Source organism: Nocardia sp. CNS-044 (assembly GCF_059570515.1).
The window spans coordinates 1,021,727-1,043,407 of the sequence record NZ_JCANSX010000006.1 but is presented as its reverse complement, the minus strand read 5'-3'; the positions used below and the strand labels follow the sequence as shown (position 1 = coordinate 1,043,407).

Below are 21,681 nucleotides of genomic sequence, written 5' to 3'. Positions count from 1 at the left end.
GAACATACCGACAACCAACTAGACGCGGCCGGGCCGGCATCGGTTCCAACGAAAAGTAGCTGGGGCCCCGTCGGCGCTGGTGGCGACGCCGAAGCGGACTGCGCGACAGGTAGGTCCGGACGGGGCGGCGGAACGGCCCTCCGGCGGACCGCGTCTCGTGGCGTGAGCCATCTCGCTGTGAGAACCGCTACACCGAATTCAGCAAACTCGACCCGAACGCCCTGCCAGCGGTGATGTTCCGTCGCTATGGATCTTGGTTGGTCGCTGAGGGTAGGCGCGGGTAGATTGTTCCGGTGATCAGCGACAAATGTCCCGGCTCGGCCGGTCGGTGGGTAGTGGTCGGTCCCATGTAACAAGATCGGCCCACTGGACAGATAGTGCCAGTGAACTTTTTTAGCTTGATTGATACGAGAACTGAACCCGGGGACGCAGGCGCCACGCTGTGAAAGGTGTGCGTCCTGTCCGGGTGTCGTCGGGGAGCGCTTGCGTGGTGTTCCGGAAGCGAGGTTACGGTTGGACCGGCTGGATTTCGGCGGGAACGGCGAAGCTGGTGGCGAATTCTTCCCGCTGTCGCCCGCACAGCTGGGCATCTGGTATGCCCAGCACGTCGATCCGCAGGTGCCGATCAATATCGCACAATATGTCGACCTGCGGGGTGAGCTCGATCTCGCCGCGCTGGAGCGTGCCAGCCGCGAGGCCGCGCTGGAGCTCGGCTCCGGCTTCCTGAAGGTCGTCGAGCTCGACGGTCAGCCGTTCCAGACCGTCGACCCCACGCAGGACGCCACGCTGGAGTACGTCGACCTGCGCGATGCCGAGGACCCGGAGGCCGCGGCCGCCGAGTGGATGCGCGCCGAGTACAGCCGCCCGCTGAACATCGTCGGCGACCGCCTGGTCCGCGCCGCCGCCCTGCGGCTCGAGGACGCGCGCTGGTTCTGGTACTCGCGCGCGCACCACATCGTGCTCGACGGCTTCGGCGCGATCACCTTCATGTCCCGGATCGCCGCGCACTACACGGCCGCGGTCAACGGCGAAGAGCCGAAACCGGCCAAGGCCGCCGACCTGAAGACGCTCTACGAGTCGGAGATCGCCTACCGCGACAGCTCCCGCTTCCAGGCCGACAAGCAGCACTGGGCCGAGCGGGTCGCCGGGCTCGAAGAGGGCTCCAGTCTGGCCGGTCGTTCGGCCCCGCCCGCGCCGGTCAACGGGATCTCCAGCGCCGCGCTGTCGCCGGTTCAGGACGCGCTGCTCGCCGAGGCCGTCGCCCGCCACGACAACTCGCCCGCCGGTCTGCTCATCGCCGGTTTCGCGACCTACCTCGCCCAGCTGACCGGCGCCGAGGACGTGATCCTCAGCCTGCCGGTGACCGCGCGCACCACCGCGACCATGCGCCGTTCCGGCGGTGTGGCCTCCAACATCGTGCCGCTGCGGCTGCGCGTCGGGCACGACACGACCGTCGCCGAGTTGCTGAAGTCGGTGCAGATCGAGGTGTCCGGCGCGCTGCGGCACCAGCGCTACCGGCACGAGGACATCCGTCGCGACGCGGCCGGTGACGGCATGGTGGCCACGCAGTTCTTCGGCCCGTGGGTCAACATCATGCTGTTCACCAGCGAGATGATGCTCGGCCCGATGGCCGGTCGGATGCACGTGCTGTCCACCGGCAGCATCGACGACCTGGGCGTCAATTTCTATCAGTCGGGCACCAGCTCGCACATCGACTTCGAGACCAACCCGAATCTCTACACCGCCGACGAGGCGCGCGCCCACCACGGCCGGTTCCTGGAGTTCTTCGACCGGTTCCTGGCCGCCGACGCCGACGCGCGCGTCTGGGAGCTGCCGGTCACCACCGAAGCCGAGCGCGAGACCACGCTGGTGGAGTGGAACGACGCCGAACAGGACGTTCCCGAGACCACCTTGGCGGCGTTGCTGGACGCCCAGATCCCGCTGACTCCGGACAACATCGCCCTCGATTTCGAGGGCGAAACGCTGACCTACGCCGAGTTCGGCGCGCGGGTCAACCGGCTGGCGCGGTTCCTCATCGCCGACGGTGTGGGCCCGGAGTCGCTGGTGGCTTTGGGTATGCGGCGTTCGCTGGAACTGGTCATCGGCATGCACGCGGTGCTCAAGGCCGGTGGCGCGTATGTGCCGATCGATCCGGATCATCCGGCCGATCGCACCGCCTACATCCTCGAATCCGCCGATCCGGTGTGCGTGCTGACGCTCTCGCACGACGATCTGGAACTGCCGGAAACGGTGCGGCGAGTCGAGATCGACACCCTGGATGTGTCGGAGTTCTCCGACGCGCCGGTCACCGACGCGGACCGGTTGGCGCCGCTGCGCCCGGCCAACACCGCCTACGTCATCTACACCTCCGGTTCCACGGGTCGCCCGAAGGGCGTGGCGGTCACCCATCACGCGATCGTCAACCAGCAGCTGTGGATGCTGGACGAGTACCGGCTCACCGCCGCCGACGTCTACCTGCAGAAGACCGCGACCACCTTCGACGTGTCGCTGTGGGGTTACTTCCTGCCGTTGATGGTCGGCGCGAAGCTGGTCGTCGCCGCCCCGGACGGGCACCGCGACCCGCTGTACGTGGCGCAGATGATCCAGCGCCACGGCGTGACGGTCACCGACTTCGTGCCCTCGATGCTGACGGTGTTCGTCGCGCACGCCACCGCCGAGCAGTGCGCGACGCTGCGCGCGGTGTTCGTGATCGGCGAGGCGCTGCCGCCGGAGACGGCCGCGGGCTTCCGCGCGATCACCTCCGCTGGCCTGCACAACCTGTACGGACCCACCGAGGCCGCGGTCTCGGTGACCTACTGGGAGGCCACCGCCGCCGACACGGTGACGGTGCCGATCGGCATCCCGGAGTGGAACGTCGAGGTCTACGTGCTGGATTCGCGGTTGCGTCCGGCCGCGATCGGCGCCCCCGGTGAGTTGTACCTGGGCGGGCGTCAGCTGGCCCGCGGTTATCGCGGTCGCCCCGACCTGACCTCGGATCGCTTCGTGGCCAACCCGTTCGGCACGAACGGTGAGCGCATGTACCGCACCGGCGACCTGGTGCGGTGGAGCCCCGCTGGCACGTTGGAGTACATCGGTCGTACCGACTTCCAGGTGAAGTTCCGCGGTCAGCGGATCGAGCTGGGTGAGATCGAGACCGTGACGCTGGCGCACCCGGCGGTGAGCCAGTCCGCGGTGCTGGTGGTCGATACCGCGACCGGTCAGCAGCTGGTGGCGTATGTGGTTCCCGCGCCGGGTCATTCGATCGATCCGGCGGAGCTGACGCGCTTCGCCTCCGAGCAGTTGCCCAGCTACATGGTGCCCGCGTCGGTGATGGTGTTGGAGGCGTTCCCGCTCAACACTTCCGGCAAGCTGGATCGAAAGGCGTTGCCGGAGCCGGTGTTCGCCGCGGACGCCGGTTATCGCGCGCCGCGCACGCAGGCCGAGCAGATCGTGGCCGGGATCTTCGCCGATGTGCTGAGCCAGCAGCAGATCGGTATCGACGACAACTTCTTCGATCTGGGTGGTAACTCGCTGGTCGCGACCCAGGTGGTGTCGCGGATCGGTGCGGCGTTCGGCATCCAGCTCGGGGTGCGCGCGTTGTTCGAGACGCCGACGGTGGCCGGTCTTGCCGCGCGCGCGGAGACCGCGGGGCCGGGCGAGGGTTCGCGTCCGCCGCTGGTGGCTCAGCAGCTGCCCGCCCGCGTGCCGCTGTCGTTGGCGCAGCAGCGGATGTGGTTCATCAACCAGTTCGATCCGTCGGCGCCGACTTACAACTTGCCGTTCGTGGTGCGGTTGCGCGGACATGTCGACATCCCGGCGCTCGAGGCGGCGCTCAACGATGTGATGGCGCGGCAGGAGTCGCTGCGCACCGTGTTCCCGGAGTCCGGTGACGGCGGCTACCAGCAGGTCGTGCCGGACGACGAGATCAACTTGGCGATCTCGGTGCAGGCCATCGACGAATCCGAGTTGTCCGGTGTGCTCACCGAATTCGCCAGCACGGGCTTCGATGTGGCGCGCGAGCTGCCGATCCGGGTGCGGATCTACCAGGTGACCGGCGGGTCGACCAACGGAACGCCCGATCACGCTGTCGCCTTCGTGGTGCATCACATCGCGGCCGACGGTTTCTCCTTCGGCCCGCTTTCGCGGGATGTGGCCACCGCGTATCTGGCGCGGGCCGCCGGTGAGGCGCCCGCGTGGTCGCCGCTGCCGGTGCAGTACCAGGACTACAGCATCTGGCAACGCGAACTGCTCGGCTCGGAAGCCGATCCGGGTTCGATGGCCGCCCGTGAGATCGCCTACTGGCGTCGCCAGCTCGGCGGTCTTCCCGACCAGCTGGACCTGCCCACCGACCGGCCGCGTCCGCCCGTGCAGAGCTTCCGCGGCAGCACGGTGCGCTTCGACATCGACGCCGAATTGCACACCGCCCTCGCGGGATTGGCGCGCGCGCAGGGCGTCAGCCTCTTCATGGTCGTGCACGCCTCGCTCGCGGTGCTGCTCGGTCGCCTGTCGGGCACCAGCGACATCGCGATCGGCACCCCGATCGCGGGCCGCGGCGAGCAGGCGCTCGACGACCTGATCGGCATGTTCGTCAACACGCTGGTGCTGCGCTCCGACGTGGACAGCGGCGTGTCCTTCGCCGACTTCCTCGCCCGCACCAGGGAAACCGACCTCGCGGCGTTCGCCTACGCCGACGTGCCGTTCGAGCGGCTCGTCGATGTGCTCAACCCGACTCGCTCGCAGGCGCGGCACCCGCTGTTCCAGGTGATGCTCTCCTTCCAGGAGATGGCGCACGGCGCGCTCGAACTACCCGGGCTTTCGGTGACCGCCACCGAGCTCGAGGTCGACATCGCCAAGTTCGACCTGCAGTGGACCATCACCGAGGAGCGCGGCGGCAACGGCGAGCCCGAGGGCATGACGGCGGCGGTGCAGTTCGCCACCGACATGTTCGACACCGAGACGGTGGCCTCCTTCGCCGAGCGCTTCGTGCGCATCCTGCGCAGCGTCGTCGCCGATCCGGCGGTCGTCGTCGGCGAAATCGATGTTCTCGCCGCCGACGAGCGGCTCGCGGTGTCGCGCGACTGGGTGTCCTCCGGCACGGACGGCGGCACCGGGCGTTTCGCCGACCCCGAAACCACCCTGGTCGCGCTGTTCGACCAGGCGGTCGCCGCCTACCCCGAGCACGTCGCCGCGCGGTTCGGCGCGGAGTCGCTGACCTATGCCGAGCTCGACAAGCGCGCGAATGTCTTGGCGCGCAGGCTGATCGCCGACGGCGCGGGCCCGGAGTCGCTGGTCGCGGTGATCCTGCCGCGCTCGATCGAGCTCGTCGTCGCGCTGCTCGCCGTGGTGAAGACCGGTGCCGGTTACGTGCCGGTGGACCCGACGTATCCGGCCGACCGTATCGCGTACGTGCTGGCGGATTCGCGTCCGGCCAGCGTCGTCATCGATTCCTCGGTGGACGTGGCCGTTCCGGACGAACTGCCCACCGTGGTCCTGGACGAATTCGCCACCGCAGCACACGGTTTCGCTGATACTCCGATCACCGACGCGGACCGCTCCGCGCCGCTGAACCCCGACAACGTCGCCTACGTGATCTACACGTCGGGTTCGACGGGTCGTCCGAAGGGTGTGGCGGTCGCGCATCGGAACGTGGTGCGGTTGTTCGCGAATACCGATCGTGATTTCGGTTTCGGTCCGGATGATGTGTGGACGTTGTTCCACTCGTATGCGTTCGACTTCTCGGTGTGGGAGTTGTGGGGTCCGCTGTTGTTCGGCGGCACGGTGGTCGTTGTCGACTACTTCACCTCGCGGTCTCCGGAGCAGTTCCTGGAACTGCTGCGCGACGAGCGCGTGACCGTCCTCAACCAGACGCCCTCGGCGTTCTACCAGCTCGCCGAGGCCGACCGTGCCGCGGGACCCGCCGCGCCGCCGCTGTCGCTGCGTTATGTGGTATTCGGCGGTGAAGCGCTCGAGCTGCGTCGTCTGTCGGATTGGGTCGCCCGGCATGGCGATTCCGCTCCGGTGCTGGTGAACATGTACGGCATCACCGAGACCACGGTGCACGTGTCCTACCGTGCCCTGGACGCCGCGACCATCGAGGCCGCCTCCGGCAGCATCGTCGGCCGCGCCATCTCCGGTCTGAGCGTCTACGTCTTGGACAACCGGCTCCAGCCGGTCCCGGTCGGCGTGGTCGGCGAAATGTACGTCGCCGGACCGCAATTGGCGCGTGGCTACCTCGGCCGCCCCGACCTCACCACGACCCGCTTCGTGGCCAACCCCCTCGCCGATGCCGCCAGCGCGGGTTCGCGCCTGTACCGCTCCGGCGACCTCGCGCGCTGGAACCGCTTCGGTGAACTCGAGTACTTGGGTCGCGCCGACGATCAGGTGAAGGTGCGTGGTTTCCGCATCGAGCTCGGCGAGATCGAAGCCGCCATCCTCGAACAGCCCGGTATCGCCCAGTCCGCGGTCATCGTGCGCGAGGACCAGCCCGGCGGCCAGCGCATCGTCGCCTATGTCGTCGCCGAACCCGGTATCGAGCTCGACCTCGACGACGTCCGCCGCGCCGCCTCGGACCGGCTGCCCGCCTACATGGTGCCCTCGGCGTTCATGGCGCTCGACGCGATCCCGCTGACCGTCAACGGCAAGCTGGACCGCCGCGCGCTGCCCGCGCCGGTGTTCGAGGTGCGCGAATTCCGCGCTCCCGCAACGCCGATCGAGGAGATCGTCGCCCAGGTCTTCGCCGACGTGCTCGACCTGCCCCGCGTCGGCGTCGACGACGACTTCTTCGACCTCGGCGGCAACTCGCTGATCGCCACCCAGGTCGCCTCCCGTGTCGGCATCGCACTGGACACCCGCGTCCCGGTGCGCATGCTCTTCGAGGCGCCCACCGTCGCCGCACTCGCCGCCCGCGTGGAATCGCAGGCGGGCGACGGCGCGCGCAAGGCGCTGGTCGCGCGCGAGCGGCCCGAAGAGGTGCCGCTGTCGCTCGCTCAGCAGCGCATGTGGTTCCTGAACCGCTTCGACACCTCCTCGGCGGTCAACAACATTCCGGTCGCCATCCGTCTCTCCGGTGAGCTGGACGTGGCCGCGCTGCAGGTCGCGGTCATCGACGTGATCGACCGGCACGAGTCGCTGCGCACCGTCTTCCCGGAGACCGGGAGCGGCCCGGTGCAGGTGGTCCTCGACGCGGCGCAGATCGTGCCGGACCTCACCCCGTACCGGGTGACCGAGGAGACCCTGCTCGAGCATCTGATCGACCTGGCCACCATGGCCTTCGACGTGACCAGCGAAGTACCGCTGCACGCACGGCTTTTCGAGATCAGCGAGACCGAGTACGTGCTCGGCATGGTGGTGCACCACATCTCCGCCGACGGCTGGTCGATGGGGCCGCTGTCGCGCGACGTCATCGTCGCGTACGCGGCGCGCACCACGTGGGAAGCGCCGACCTGGGCCGAATTGCCGGTCCAGTACGCCGATTACGCGCTCTGGCAGCGCGAGATCCTCGGCTCCGAGGACGACCCGCGTTCGCTGATCTCCAGCCAGATCAGCTACTGGACGCGCGAACTCGCCGACCTGCCCGACGAGCTGGTGCTGCCGTCCGATCATCCGCGTCCCGCGGTCGCCTCCTACCAGGGCGGCACCTACGCGTTCGTGATCTCCGGCGAAACCCAGCGCGCCCTTGTGGAATTGGGCCGCCGCTACAACGCCTCGCTGTTCATGGTCATGCACAGCGCCCTCGCGGTGCTGCTCGCGCGGGCCAGCGGCACCTCCGACATCGCCATCGGCACGCCGGTCGCGGGTCGCGGTGAGGCCGCCCTCGACGACCTGATCGGCATGTTCGTCAACACCCTCGTGCTGCGCACCGAGGTGGATGGCGCGGGCACCTTCGCCGAACTGCTCGACCGGGCCAGGGAAACCGACCTGCAGGCGTTCGCGCATTCCGACGTGCCGTTCGAGCGGCTGGTCGAGGTGCTCAACCCCGCCCGCTCGCAGGCGCGGCACCCGCTGTTCCAGGTGATGCTGGCCTTCCAGAACACCAAGCAGGCCACCCTGCAGCTGCCGGGCCTCTCGGTCAACGGCATCGACTACGACGCCCGCCTGGCCAAGTTCGACTTGCAGCTGACCCTGCAGGAGACCCAGGACGAGCTGGGCGAGGCCGCGGGCATGTCGGCCGAGTTCTCCTACGCGCTCGACCTTTTCGACGAGTCGACGGTGGCCGCCTTCGCGCGCCGCCTGGACCGCATCCTGGCGGCCGTCATCGCGAACCCGGACGTGCCGATCGGCGACATCGATCTGCTCGCGCCCGAGGAACACGCGCAGGTGCTCGTCGACTGGAACGACACCGACCACGCGGTGCCCACCGAGACGCTGGTCTCGCTGTTCGACGCGCAGGCGGCGGCGAGCCCGGACGCCATGGCGCTGGTCTACGAGGACGAACAGCTCACCTATCGCGAGCTCCAGGAGCGCGCCAACCGCATCGCCAGGGAGCTGATCGCCTCCGGCGTCGGCCCGGAATCGCTGGTGGCGCTTGCCATGCGGCGTTCGACCGAGCTGGTCGTCGCCATGTACGCGGTGCTGCAGACGGGCGCGGCCTACGTGCCGCTGGACCCCGATCAGCCCGCCGACCGTATCGGTCACATCCTCGACACCGCGCGGCCCAGCCTGCTGCTGACCACCCGCCGCGACGGGTTCGTCACCGACGGCGCGGTCGACGCCCGATACGTCGAGGACCTGCCGAGCTCGGCGCAGATTTCCGGTGCGCCGATCACCGACGCCGAGCGGGTGCGCCCGCTGCGGCCGGGCAACACCGCCTACGTCATCTTCACCTCCGGTTCGACCGGTCGGCCGAAGGGCGTGGCGGTCAGCCATGCCGCGATCGTGAACCGCCTGCTGTGGATGCAGCACGAGTACCCGATCGGCGCCGACGACGCCGTGCTGCAGAAGACTCCCGCCACCTTCGACGTGTCGGTGTGGGAGTTCTTCTGGCCCTTGCAGACCGGCGCTCGCCTGGTCGTCGCGAAGCCGGACGGCCACCGCGACCCGGTGTACCTCGCGCAGATCATCGCCGAACAGGGCATCACCACGGCGCATTTCGTGCCGTCGATGCTGTCGGTGTTCGTCTCCACGCTGGGCAACGAGAACGGCGACGCCGCGACCGTGCCCGCGCCGCGCCTGCGTCAGGTGTTCGCCTCCGGTGAGGCGCTGCCCGCGCCGACCGCGCAGCGTCTGCGTGAGCTGACCGGTGCGCGTCTGCACAACCTGTACGGCCCGACCGAGGCCGCGGTCGACGTGACCTACCACGAGGTCGTGGACGCCGACGTGGTGTCGGTGCCGATCGGCCGTCCGGTGTGGAACACCAGGGTTTTCGTGCTGGATTCGCGTTTGCACCCGGTGGCGCCGGGTGTCGCGGGTGAGCTGTATCTGGCGGGTGATCAGCTGGCGTTGGGCTACCTGAGCCGCAGCGATTTGACCTCGGATCGTTTCGTCGCCAACCCTTACGGCGCCGCTGGTTCGCGTATGTACCGCACGGGTGACTTGGTCGCCTGGACCAAGCAGGGCGAGCTGGAGTATCTGGGCCGCACCGACTTCCAGGTGAAGCTGCGTGGTCTGCGTATCGAGCTGGGCGAGATCGAGGCGGCGCTGCTGGCGCAGCCGGGTGTCGCGCAGTCGGTGGTGGTGGTGCGCACCGATCCGCACGCCGGTGATCAGCTGGTGGGTTACGTTGTCGCCGAACCGGATTCCGTCGTGGACAGCACGGCGGTCAAGTCCGGCCTCGCCGCGGCGCTGCCCGGGTACATGGTGCCCGCGGCGCTGGTCGTGCTGGACGCCTTCCCGCTCAACGCCAGCGGCAAGCTGGACCGTAAGGCGCTGCCCGCGCCGGTCTTCGAGGCCAAGAGCTTCCGTGCGCCGTCCACCCCGATCGAGGAGATCGTCGCGGACATCTTCGCCGACCTGCTCGGCGTCGACCGCGTCGGCGTGGACGACGACTTCTTCGAACTCGGCGGCAACTCGCTGGTCGCGACACAGGTCGCGGCCCGGCTGAGCAAGGCGCTGGACGCCGAGGTCGGCGTGCGCACGCTGTTCGAGGCGCCCACGGTCGCCGCGCTGGCGGCCCGCGTCGAATCGCACGCGGGAACCGGTGTGCGCCAAGCGCTCAGCGCGCGGACCCGTCCCGAGCACCCGCCGCTGTCGCTGGCGCAGCAGCGGATGTGGTTCCTCAACCGCTTCGATCTCGGCACCGAGCCGGGCGCGGCGGCGGGCACCTACAACATCCCGGCCGCCGTCCGGCTGCGCGGTCTGCTCGATCTGAGCGCGCTGCGCGGCGCGCTCGGCGACGTGATCGCGCGGCACGAGTCGCTGCGCACCGTCTACCCGTCGCACGAGGGCGTCCCGTACCAGCGGGTGCTTCCGTCCATCCGCGCCATTCCGGAGCTGGACGTCGTCGAGGTCGACCAGACCGAGATGTACGGCGCGCTCTACGAATTCGTCAACCGCGGCTTCGACGTCACCGCCGAGCCGCCGGTGCGGCTGCGCATCTACGAACTGGGCGAGCGCGATTACGTGCTCGCGGTCGTGGTGCACCACATCGCCGCCGACGGCTTCTCCATGCGGCCGCTGGTGCGCGACCTGATGACCGCCTACGTGGCGCGCACGTCGAACTCCGAACCGGGCTGGCCGCCGCTGGCCGTCCAGTACGTCGATTTCGCGCTCTGGCAGCGCGAAACCCTCGGCGACGAGGACGATCCCACCTCGCTCATCTCCGAGCAGCTCGACTACTGGCGTACGGCGCTCGCCGATCTGCCCGACGAGTTGCGCCTGCCCGGCAAGCCGCGCCCGACCGTGGCCTCCTATCAGGCCGGTACGCACCGCTTCCGGGTGCCCGGCGAGCTGATCGACGAGCTGAACCGGGTCGCGCACGCGCACGGCACCACGCTGTTCATGGTGGTGCACAGCGCCTTCGCGACGCTGCTCTCGCGCCTGTCCGGCGCCGACGACATCGCCATCGGCATCCCGGTGGCGGGCCGCGGCGAGCAGGCGCTCGACGACCTCGTCGGCATGTTCGTCAACACCCTGGTGCTGCGCACCCAGATCGACACCGCCGCCTCGTTCACCGACCTGCTCGCCCAGGTCCGCGAGCGCGACCTGCAGGCGTTCGCGCACGCGGACGTGCCGTTCGAGCGGCTGGTCGAGGTGCTCAACCCGGCCCGTTCGCAGGCGCGGCATCCGCTGTTCCAGGTGATGCTCACGTTCCAGAACATCGGCCGCACCTCGCTGGAGCTGCCCGGCCTGACCGTGTCCGAACTGGGCATCGATCAGCCGACGGCCAAGTTCGACATGCAGCTCACGCTGAGCGAGATCCCGGACGGCGAGTCCGAGATGGACGCCGAACTCGTCTACGCCACCGACCTTTTCGATTCCGCCTTCGCGGATTCCTTCGGCGCTCGCTTCCTTCGCGTGCTGCGCGGAATCGCCGCAGCGCCGTCCACCGCGATCGGCGACATCGAGCTGCTCGACGCCGCCGAGCGCGCGCTGGTGCTGAAGCAGTGGAACGACACCGAATTCGCGGTGGACGCGGCACTGGCCTCGCCGGTGGGCGACGACGACGCCGCGACGCTGGTCGCGCTGTTCGAGGCGCAGGTCGCGCGCACCCCGGACGCGACCGCGCTCACGTTCGAGGGGACGAGTCTGTCCTACGCCGAGTTCGCGAGCCGGGTGCACCGGCTTGCGCGCTGGCTCAAGCAGAACGGCGTCGGCCCGGAATCGTATGTGGCCCTTGGTATGCGCCGCTCGCTCGACCTGCTCGTCGGCATGTACGCGGTGTCCGCGGCCGGTGGCGCGTACGTGCCGCTGGACCCGGACAACCCGACCGAGCGCATCGAGCACATCCTCGACACGGCGCGCCCCGTCTGCGTGCTGACCTCCGGCGCGGATCTCGGTGTCGCGCTCGCGCGCCAGGTGCGCATCGACGAGCTGGATCTGTCGGCGTACTCCGACGAGCCGCTCACCGACGCGGACCGGCACCGGCCGCTGCGCACCGGCAATACCGCGTACGTGATCTTCACGTCGGGTTCGACCGGTCGCCCGAAGGGTGTCGCGGTCTCGCACGCCGCGATCATCAACCGCCTGGTGTGGGGTCACGCGCAGTACGGCCTCGCCGCCGACGACGTGGTCCTGCAGAAGACCCCGGCGACGTTCGACGTGTCGGTGTGGGAGTTCTTCTGGCCCTTGCAGGTCGGCGCCCGCTTGGTGATCGCCAAGCCGGACGGCCACCGCGACCCGGCCTACCTCGCCCAGCTGATCATCGAGGAGCAGATCACCACGGCGCACTTCGTGCCGTCGATGATGTCGCTGTTCGTCGTCGAGCCGCGCGCGGCCGAATGCACCGGTCTGCGCAACGTCTTCGCCTCCGGCGAGGGCCTGCCCTCGGTCACCGCGCAGCGCCTGCGCGAGCTGACCGGCGCGCGACTGCACAACCTGTACGGCCCGACCGAGGCCGGCGTCGAGGTGACCTTCCACGAGGTCACCGACGCCGACACCGTCACGGTGCCGATCGGCGCCCCGGTGTTCAACACCCAGGTGTACGTGCTGGATTCGCGCCTGCGGCCGGTTCCGGTCGGCGTCCCCGGCGAGCTGTACCTGGCGGGCGCGCAGCTGGCGTACGGCTACGTCACCCGCCCCGACCTGACCACCGAGCGCTTCGTCGCCGACCCGTTCGGCAACGGCGTGCGCATGTACCGCACCGGCGACTTGGTGGCCTGGACGCCCGCCGGTGAGCTGGAGTACTTGGGCCGCACCGACTTCCAGGTGAAGCTGCGCGGTCTGCGCATCGAGCTCGGCGAGATCGAGGGCGCGCTGACCGCGCTGGACGAGGTCTCGCAGTCGGTCGTGGTGGTGCGCACCGACGAGCGCACCGGCGATCAGCTGGTGGCCTACCTCATCGCCAAGCCGGGCACGGCCATCGACATCGAGCGCGTCAAGTCCGCGCTCGCCGAGCAACTGCCCGCCTACATGGTGCCCGCCGCCTTCGTGGTGCTCGACGCGTTCCCGCTGAACACCTCGGGCAAGCTGGACCGGAAGGCGCTGCCGGAGCCGACGTTCGAGGCCAAGGTCTTCCAGGCGCCGGTCACCCCGGTGCAGCAGATCGTGGCCAGCGCGTTCGCCGACGTGCTCGGCATCGAACGCGTCGGCCTGGACGACGACTTCTTCGGTCTCGGCGGCAACTCGCTGGTCGCCACCCAGGTGGCGGCCCGGCTCGGCGAGGCGCTGGACACCCAGATCCCGCTGCGCACCCTGTTCGAGGCGTCCACAGTCGCCGCGCTGGCCGCCAAGGTGGAATCGGCCACCGGTACGGGAGCGAAGGCGCCGCTGGTCGCGCAGCCAAGGCCGGAGCTGGTGCCGCTCTCGCTCGCACAGCAGCGGATGTGGTTTCTCAACCGGTTCGACAACCGCACCGCGGTGAACAACATCCCGGTCGCCATCCGGTTGACCGGGAAGCTCGACGCCGTCGCGCTGCAGGCCGCGATCCGCGACGTGATCGCCCGCCACGAGGCGCTGCGCACCATCTACCCGGAGGTGGAGGGCGCGGGCTACCAGCGCGTCGTGCCCGCCGACGAGGTGCGCTTCGACCTGTCCGCGGAATGGGTGCCGAGCACCGAACTGCCTTCGCGCATCGTCGAACTGGCGAGCGTGCACTTCGACGTGACCAGCGAGATCCCGTTCCGGGCCTACCTGCTCACAGTCGATGAACGCAGCCATGTCGTGGTGCTGGTCATGCACCACATCAGCGCCGACGGCTTCTCGCTGCGTCCGCTGCTGCGTGACGTGGTGGTGGCCTACACCGAGCGCGCCGGCGGGGAAGCGCCCGGCTGGGCGCCGCTCGACGTGCAGTACGCCGACTACGCGCTGTGGCAGCGCGAGGTCCTCGGCTCCGAGGACGACGCGGAGTCGGTGGCGGCCAAGCAGATCGCCTACTGGACCGAGCAGCTGCGCGATCTGCCGGATCAGATCGAGTTGCCCGCGGATCGGCCGCGCCCGGAAATCGCGTCGAACACCGGTGGGCTGCACGCCTTCTCGGTGGACGCCGAGCTGCACCGCGCGCTCGAGGATGTGGCGCGCGCGCACGGCGTGACGTTGTTCATGGTCGTGCACGCCGCGTTGGCGACTTGGGCGGCACGGCTGTCCAACAGCACCGATATCGCGATCGGCACCCCGATCGCCGGTCGCGGCGAGCGTGCCCTGGACGACTTGGTCGGCATGTTCGTCAACACGCTGGTGTTGCGCAACGAGATCGACCTGGGCGGAAAGTTCAGCGATCTGCTCGAGCAGGTGCGGCGCACGGATCTGGCGGCCTTCGCCAACGCCGACGTGCCGTTCGAGCGGTTGGTGGACGTACTGAGCCCGGCGCGTTCGCAGGCGCACCACCCGCTGTTCCAGGTGGCGTTGACCTTCGAGGCGGCCTCGGCCGCCGACATGGGCACCGTCGCGCTGCCCGGCTTGGACCTGGATGTCGTCGAGTTCGACGCGGGCACCGCGAAATTCGACGTGCAGCTGACCGTGGGCGAGGCCCGCGACGGTGGGCTGGCGATGTCGTGGAACTACGCGAGCGAGTTGTTCGACCCGGAGACGGTCGCCTCGTTCGCCGATCGCCTGGTGCGCATCCTGCGCGGTGTGGCCGAGGACCCGTCGATGGTCGTCGGTGACATCGATCTGCTGGGCGAGGCCGAGCGGCTGGATGTCTCGCAGCGTTGGGTGTCGGCGGGTGCAGATGCCGGTGTGGGCCGGTTCGCCGAGCCGGGTGTGACGCTGGTCGAGTTGTTCGATCAGATGGTCGCCGCGCACCCGCACCGGGTCGCGGCGCGGTTCGGTGCGGACTCGTTGAGCTACGCCGAGCTGGACAAGCGCGCGAATGTCTTGGCGCGCAGGCTGATCGACGACGGCGCTGGGCCGGAGTCGCTGGTCGCGGTGATCCTGCCGCGGTCGTTGGATCTGGTCGTCGCGCTGCTCGCGGTCGTGAAGACCGGTGCCGGTTACGTGCCGGTGGACCCGACCTATCCGGCCGACCGTATCGCCTACGTGCTGGCGGATTCGCGTCCGACCAGCGTGGTCCTGGATTCCACGGTCGAGGTCGAGATCCCGGCGGGTCTGCCCTCGGTGGTGCTGGACGGGTTCGCGGTGGAGACCGGCAATGTGGTCGACGCCGACGACGCGCCGATCACCGACGCCGATCGCCGCGCCGCGCTGACCCCCGACCATGTCGCCTACGTGATCTACACGTCGGGTTCGACGGGTCGTCCGAAGGGTGTGGCGGTCGCGCATCGGAACGTGGTGCGGTTGTTCGCGAACACCGATCGTGATTTCGGTTTCGGTCCGGATGATGTGTGGACGTTGTTCCACTCGTATGCGTTCGACTTCTCGGTGTGGGAGTTGTGGGGTCCGCTGCTGTTCGGCGGCACGGTGGTCGTTGTCGACTACTTCACCTCGCGGTCTCCGGAGCAGTTCCTGGAGCTGTTGCGCGACGAGCGGGTGACCGTCCTCAACCAGACGCCCTCGGCCTTCTACCAATTGGCCGAAGCCGACCGCAATGCCGCCTCGGATGCCGCGCCGCTGTCGCTGCGTTACGTGGTGTTCGGCGGTGAAGCACTGGAGCTGCGTCGTCTGTCGGATTGGGTTGCCCGGCATGGCGATTCCGCTCCGGTGCTGGTCAACATGTACGGCATTACCGAGACCACGGTGCACGTGTCCTTCCGTGCCCTGGACGCGGCGACGATCGAAGCAGCCTCCGGCAGCATCGTGGGTCGCGCGATCGCGGGCCTGAACGTGTACGTGCTCGACAACCGGCTGCGTCCCGTGCCGGTCGGTGTCGCTGGCGAAATGTACGTCGCCGGACCGCAGTTGGCGCGCGGCTACCTCGGCCGCCCCGATCTGACCGCTGCTCGTTTCGTGGCCAACCCGCTGGCGACCCCGGGCGATGCGGGTTCGCGCCTGTACCGCTCCGGCGACCTCGCGCGCTGGAACCGCTTCGGTGAACTCGAGTACTTGGGTCGGGCCGACGATCAGGTGAAGGTGCGTGGTTTCCGCATCGAGCTCGGCGAGATCGAAGCCGCGGTGCTCGCGCAGCCGGGCATCGCCCAGTCCGCGGTCATCGTGCGCGAGGACCAGCCCGGCGATCAGCGCATCGTGGCTTACGTCGTCGCCGAACCCGATGTCGTCCCCGACCTGGACGCGGTGCGTTCCGGCGCGGCCGAGCGGCTGCCCGCCTACATGGTGCCCGCGGCCATGGTGCGCCTGGAATGGATCCCGCTGACCGTCAACGGCAAGCTGGACCGCCGTGCGCTGCCCGCGCCAGCCGCCAAGGCCAGGGCTTTCCGCGCTCCGGTGACGCCGGTGCAGGAGACGGTGGCCGCCGTGTTCGCCGAGGTGCTCGACCTGCCTCGCGTCGGCGTGGACGACGACTTCTTCGATCTCGGCGGCAACTCGCTCATCGCGACCAGGGTGGTGTCCCGGATCGGCGCGGCGCTCGGCACTTCGGTGCCGGTGCGCACGCTGTTCGAGGCCTCCACCGTGGAAGCCCTTGCCGCACGGGTGGAATCGCATACCGGTGGCGACGGCCGCGCCCCGCTGGTCGCGCGCAAGCGCGCCGCCGGCGAACTGGTGCCGCTGTCCTACGCGCAGCAGCGCATGTGGTTCCTGAACAAGTACGACACCTCCTCGGCCGCCTACAACCTGCCGATCGCGATCCGGATGTCCGGCGCGCTCGACGTCGAGGCGCTGCGGCTCGCGGTCGCCGACGTCGTGCGCAGGCACGAATCGCTGCGCACGCGCTACCCCGAGCACGGCGGCACGCCGGTGCAGGTGATCGTCCCGGCCGAGGAGATCGCGCTCGACCTGCACCCGGTCGCGGTGCCGCAGGCCGAGCTGCTCGGCGCGGTGACCGAGTTCGTCACCGCGGGATTCGATGTGGCCGAACAAGTTCCGCTGCGCACCAGGCTGTACGCCGCGGGACCGGACGAGCACGTGCTCGTCGTCGTCGTGCACCACATCGCCGCCGACGGCTTCTCCATGGGCCCGCTGACCCGCGACGTCATGCTGGCCTACACGGCTCGCACCCAGGACAGCGCGCCCGGCTGGTCGCCGCTCGCGGTGCAGTACGCCGATTTCGCGGTCTGGCAGCGCGAGGTTCTCGGTTCCGAGGACGACGCGGATTCGCTGCTGGCCCGCCAGGTGGCGTACTGGCAGCGCGCCCTCGACGGCGTGCCGGACGAGCTGGCGCTGCCGACCGACCGCCCGCGTCCGGCGATCGCCTCGCATCGCGGCGCGACGCTGCATCACGAGCTCCCCGGTGAGCTGATCGCGGCGCTCGACGAGATCGCCCGCGCCAGCGGCGCTTCGCTGTTCATGGTCATGCACAGCGCGCTCGCCGTGCTGCTCGCGCGCCTGTCCGGCGGCGACGACATCGCGGTCGGCACGCCGATCGCGGGCCGTGGCGAACAGGCGCTCGACGACCTCGTCGGCATGTTCGTCAACACGCTGGTGCTGCGCACCGGCATCGACAACGGCGAATCGTTCACCGAACTGCTCGACCGCGTCCGCAAGACCGACCTGGACGCCTACGGCAATGCCGACGTGCCGTTCGAGCGCCTCGTCGAGCTGCTCGCGCCGGAGCGTTCGCAGTCGCGCAACCCGCTGTTCCAGGTGATGCTGGCCTTCCAGAACCTGGACCGGACCGCGCTGGAACTGCCGGGTCTTTCGGTCTCCGCGCTCGATCTCGAAGAGAACGTGGCGCGCTTCGACCTACAGTTCACGCTGTCGGAGAACGATGCGGTGGCCGGTAACGGCGTCGCGGGCATGACGCTCGCGCTGACCTACGCCACCGAGCTGTTCGACGAATCGACCGCGCGGGAGATCGTGGACCGCTGGGTGCGCGTGCTCACCGCCGTCGCGGCCGATCCGGCCGTCACGGTCGGCGCCGTCGACGTGCTCGACGCGGCCGAACTGGCCGATCTGGTCGCGCGCACCGGCGCACCCGCGGTGCCGCCGCGCACGCTGCCCGAGCTGCTCGCCGAGGCCGCCGCGCACAACCCGGACGGGCCCGCGGTCGTGTTCCGGGGGACAACTCTCTCCTACGCCGAACTCGACGAACGCTCGAATCGCTTGGCCCGCTTGCTGATCGCCGAAGGCATCGGCGCGGAAGACCTGGTCGCGGTCGGCGTTCCGCGTTCGGCGGACTCGGTGTTCGCCGCGTGGGCGGTGTCCAAGACCGGCGCCGCGTTCGTGCCGGTGGACCCGAACTACCCGGCCGAGCGCATCGCGCACATGGTCACCGATTCCGGTTCACCCCTTGGCATCACGGTCACCGCGGTGCGGGAAGGTCTGCCCGAGTCGGCGCGCTGGCTGGTGCTCGAGGACCTCGCGCTGGACGGCTTCGACGGCGGTCCGATCACCGACGCCGACCGGGTCCGCCCGGTGCGTCCGGAGCACCCGGCCTACGTCATCTACACCTCCGGTTCCACCGGTGTGCCCAAGGGCGTCGTGGTGACGCACGCGGGTCTGGCCAACTTCAGCGCCGAGCAGATCGAGCGCTACGGCCTCGACTCCGATTCGCGCGCACTGCATTTCGCCTCGCCCAGCTTCGACGCCTCGATCCTCGAGCTGTTGCTCGCGGTGGGCGCGGGCGGCGTGCTGGTCGTGGTGCCGCCGGGCGTGTACGGCGGCGAGGAGCTGTCCGAGCTGATTCGCGGCGAGCGGGTCACGCACGCGTTCATCACCCCGGCCGCGCTGGCCACCTTCGACCCGAGCGGCCTGGACACGCTGCGTGTGCTGGTCGCGGGCGGCGAGGCCTGCCCGCCGGAGCTGGTCGCGAAGTGGGCCGTGCCGCTCGGTGAGGGCGGCGCGCTGCGCGCGTTCCACAACGGCTACGGCCCGACCGAGACCACCATCATGACCAACATCAGCGATCCGCTGGTGGTCGGCGAGACGGTGACCATCGGCGGACCGATCCGCGGCATGCGGTCGCTTATCCTGGACGCCCAGCTCAGGCCCGTTCCGGTGGGTGTCGCGGGTGAGCTGTACCTGTCGGGCGTCCAGCTGGCGCGCGGCTACCACGCCCGCCCCGGCCTGACGGCCGAGCGTTTCGTGGCCAACCCGTACGTCGACGGCGAGCGCATGTACCGCACCGGTGACGTGGTCCGCTGGACTCGCACCGGCGAGGTCGAGTACGTGGGCCGCTCCGACTTCCAGGTGAAGGTCCGCGGTTTCCGCATCGAGCTCGGCGAGATCGACGCGGCCCTCGCGGCGCACGAGACCGTCGACTTCGCGGTCACCGTCGGCCACAAGAACGCCGCTGGCGCGGTGTCGCTGGTGTCGTACGTGGTTGCGGCGCAAGGACATTCCATCGATGTCGCGGCGCTCACCGCGCACGTCGAGGACCGGCTTCCCGCCTACATGGTGCCCTCCTCGATCATGGTGATCGACCGGGTGCCGCTGACCCCGGTCGGCAAGCTGGACCGCAAGGCGCTGCCGGAGCCGGTGTTCGCGACCGAGGTGGTGTTCCGCGCCGCCCGCACGCCGGTCGAGCAGGTCATCGCCGAGGTGTTCGCCGAGGTGCTCGGCGTGCAGCGGGTCGGCGTCGACGACTCGTTCTTCGCGCTCGGCGGCGACAGCATCGTCTCGATCCAGCTGGTCTCGCGGGCGAAGGCGCGCGGCGTGGTGTTCACGCCGCGGCACGTCTTCGAGCAGAAGACCGTCGCGGGCTTGGCCGCGGTCGCCGAGACGGCCGACGCTTCGGCGCCCGCCGTCGCCGCGCTCGCCGAACTGCCCGGCGGCGGCGTCGGTGACATGCCGCTCACCCCGGTGGTGCGGTTCATGGCCGAGCGCCCGGGCTCCTTCGGCCGGTTCAACCAGACCCTCGCGCTGGAGCTGCCGCTCGGCATCGACCGCGCGGGCATCGCGACGACCGTCGGCGCGGTGATCGACCGGCACGACATGCTGCGCGCCCGGCTCTCCCGCGAGGGCGACGACTGGGTGGTGCGGACCGCCGAGCCCGGCGCCGTGGACGTGGACGCGCTGATCGAGCGCGTCGAGTTCCCGGCCGCGGCCACCGATGCCGAACTGCTCGACATCGCCTCCGCCGCACTGGATTCCGCGCTGGACCGACTGGATCCGGCGGCCGGTGTCGTGGTGCGGTTCGTCTGGCTCGATCCCGCGCAAGGCGGCCGGATGGGCCGCCTGATCGTGGTCGCCCATCACCTGGTGGTCGACGGCGTCTCGTGGCGCATCCTGGTGCCGGACTTCGTCGCCGCCTGGGGCCAGCTCACCGCCGGGCAGCAGCCCGAGCTGGTGGCTCCGGCTACGTCGATGCGGGCTTGGGCGCACGCGCTGGAGCGCGAGGCCGAAAGCGCTTCGCGGGTAGGCGAACTCGACTACTGGCGGTCGGTGACCGACACCCCCGATCCGCTGCTGACCGCGCGTCCGATGGATCCCGCGGTGGACGTCTCCGGCGCGATCGAGAAGGTTCAGGTCGAGGTCTCCGCCGAGACCACCAAGGCACTGCTCACCACGGTGCCCGCGCTGTTCCACGGCGGCGTGAACGACGGTCTGCTCACCGCGCTCGCGCTGGCGACCGCGAAGTGGCGGGCCAGCCGGGCGGGCGCGCGCACCGACGACGCGCTGCTGATCCGCCTGGAAGGCCATGGCCGCGAGGAAGACGTCGTCCCCGGCGCCGATCTGTCCCGCACCGTCGGCTGGTTCACCGCCATCTTCCCGGTGCGGCTGGACCTGACCGGCGTCGACGTGGACGCCGCCCTCGCGGGCGGTCCCGCGCTGTCCAAGGCCGTGAAGGCGGTCAAGGAGCAGCTGCTCGCGGTGCCGGACAAGGGCATCGGCTACGGCCTGCTGCGCTACCTCAACCGGCGCACCGCCGCGGAGCTGCCCGCGCAGCTGCCCGGCCAGGTCAGCTTCAACTACCTGGGCCGCGTCTCCGACAGCGACGTGCCCGAGGCCCTGCGCGGCTTCGGCTGGACTCCCGCGCCGGAACTCGGCGCGCTCGGCGGCGCCTACGACGCCGACATGCCCGCGATGGCCCCGCTGGACGTCAACGCGATCGTGGTCGGCGACAAGCTGACCGCGAACATCGGCTACCCGTCGACGCTGCTCGACGCCGCCGAGGTGCGCGAGTTCGCCGAGCTGTGGACCACCGCCCTGGACGCGGTTGCCCGGCACGCCAATTCGGCCGAGGCGGGCGGGCACACCCCGTCCGACTTCGCCCTGGTTCGCGCGAGCCAGCGCGACATCGAGGGCTGGGAGCGGCGCTTCCCGGCGCTGGCCGACGTGTGGCCGCTCTCGGCGCTGCAGGCGGGTCTGCTCTTCCACGCCCGCCTCGCCGCCAGCTCGGTGGACGTCTACACCGCGCAGGCCGTGCTCACCCTCACCGGCCGCGTCGACGCGGCCCGGTTGCGGGCGGCCGCGCAGGCGCTGGTCGACCGTTACGAGAACCTGCGCACCGCGTTCGTCAGCGACGCCGACGGCAACCCGGTGCAGGTGGTGCTCGACAGCGTGCGCGTCGCCTGGGCCGAGCACGACCGGACCGAAACCGGTTCGGCCGCCGACCTGATCGAGGCCGACCGCATGCAGCGGTTCGACCTCACCGCGCCGCCGCTGATCCGCTTCACGCTGATCCAGGTCGCGCAG

At 69.9% G+C, this 21,681-nt stretch carries 1 protein-coding gene (running past one end of the window); it reads left to right on the top strand.

Annotation, left to right across the window (positions count from 1 at the left end):
- The first annotated feature begins 513 nt into the window (after positions 1-513).
- Positions 514-21,681: the 5' portion of a non-ribosomal peptide synthase/polyketide synthase gene (locus T333_RS13410; protein WP_496424614.1), read on the top strand. 15,918 nt of this gene lie beyond the right edge of the window; 21,168 of the gene's 37,086 nt are visible here — the first part of the coding sequence; the start codon lies at positions 514-516; its stop codon lies off the right edge, out of view.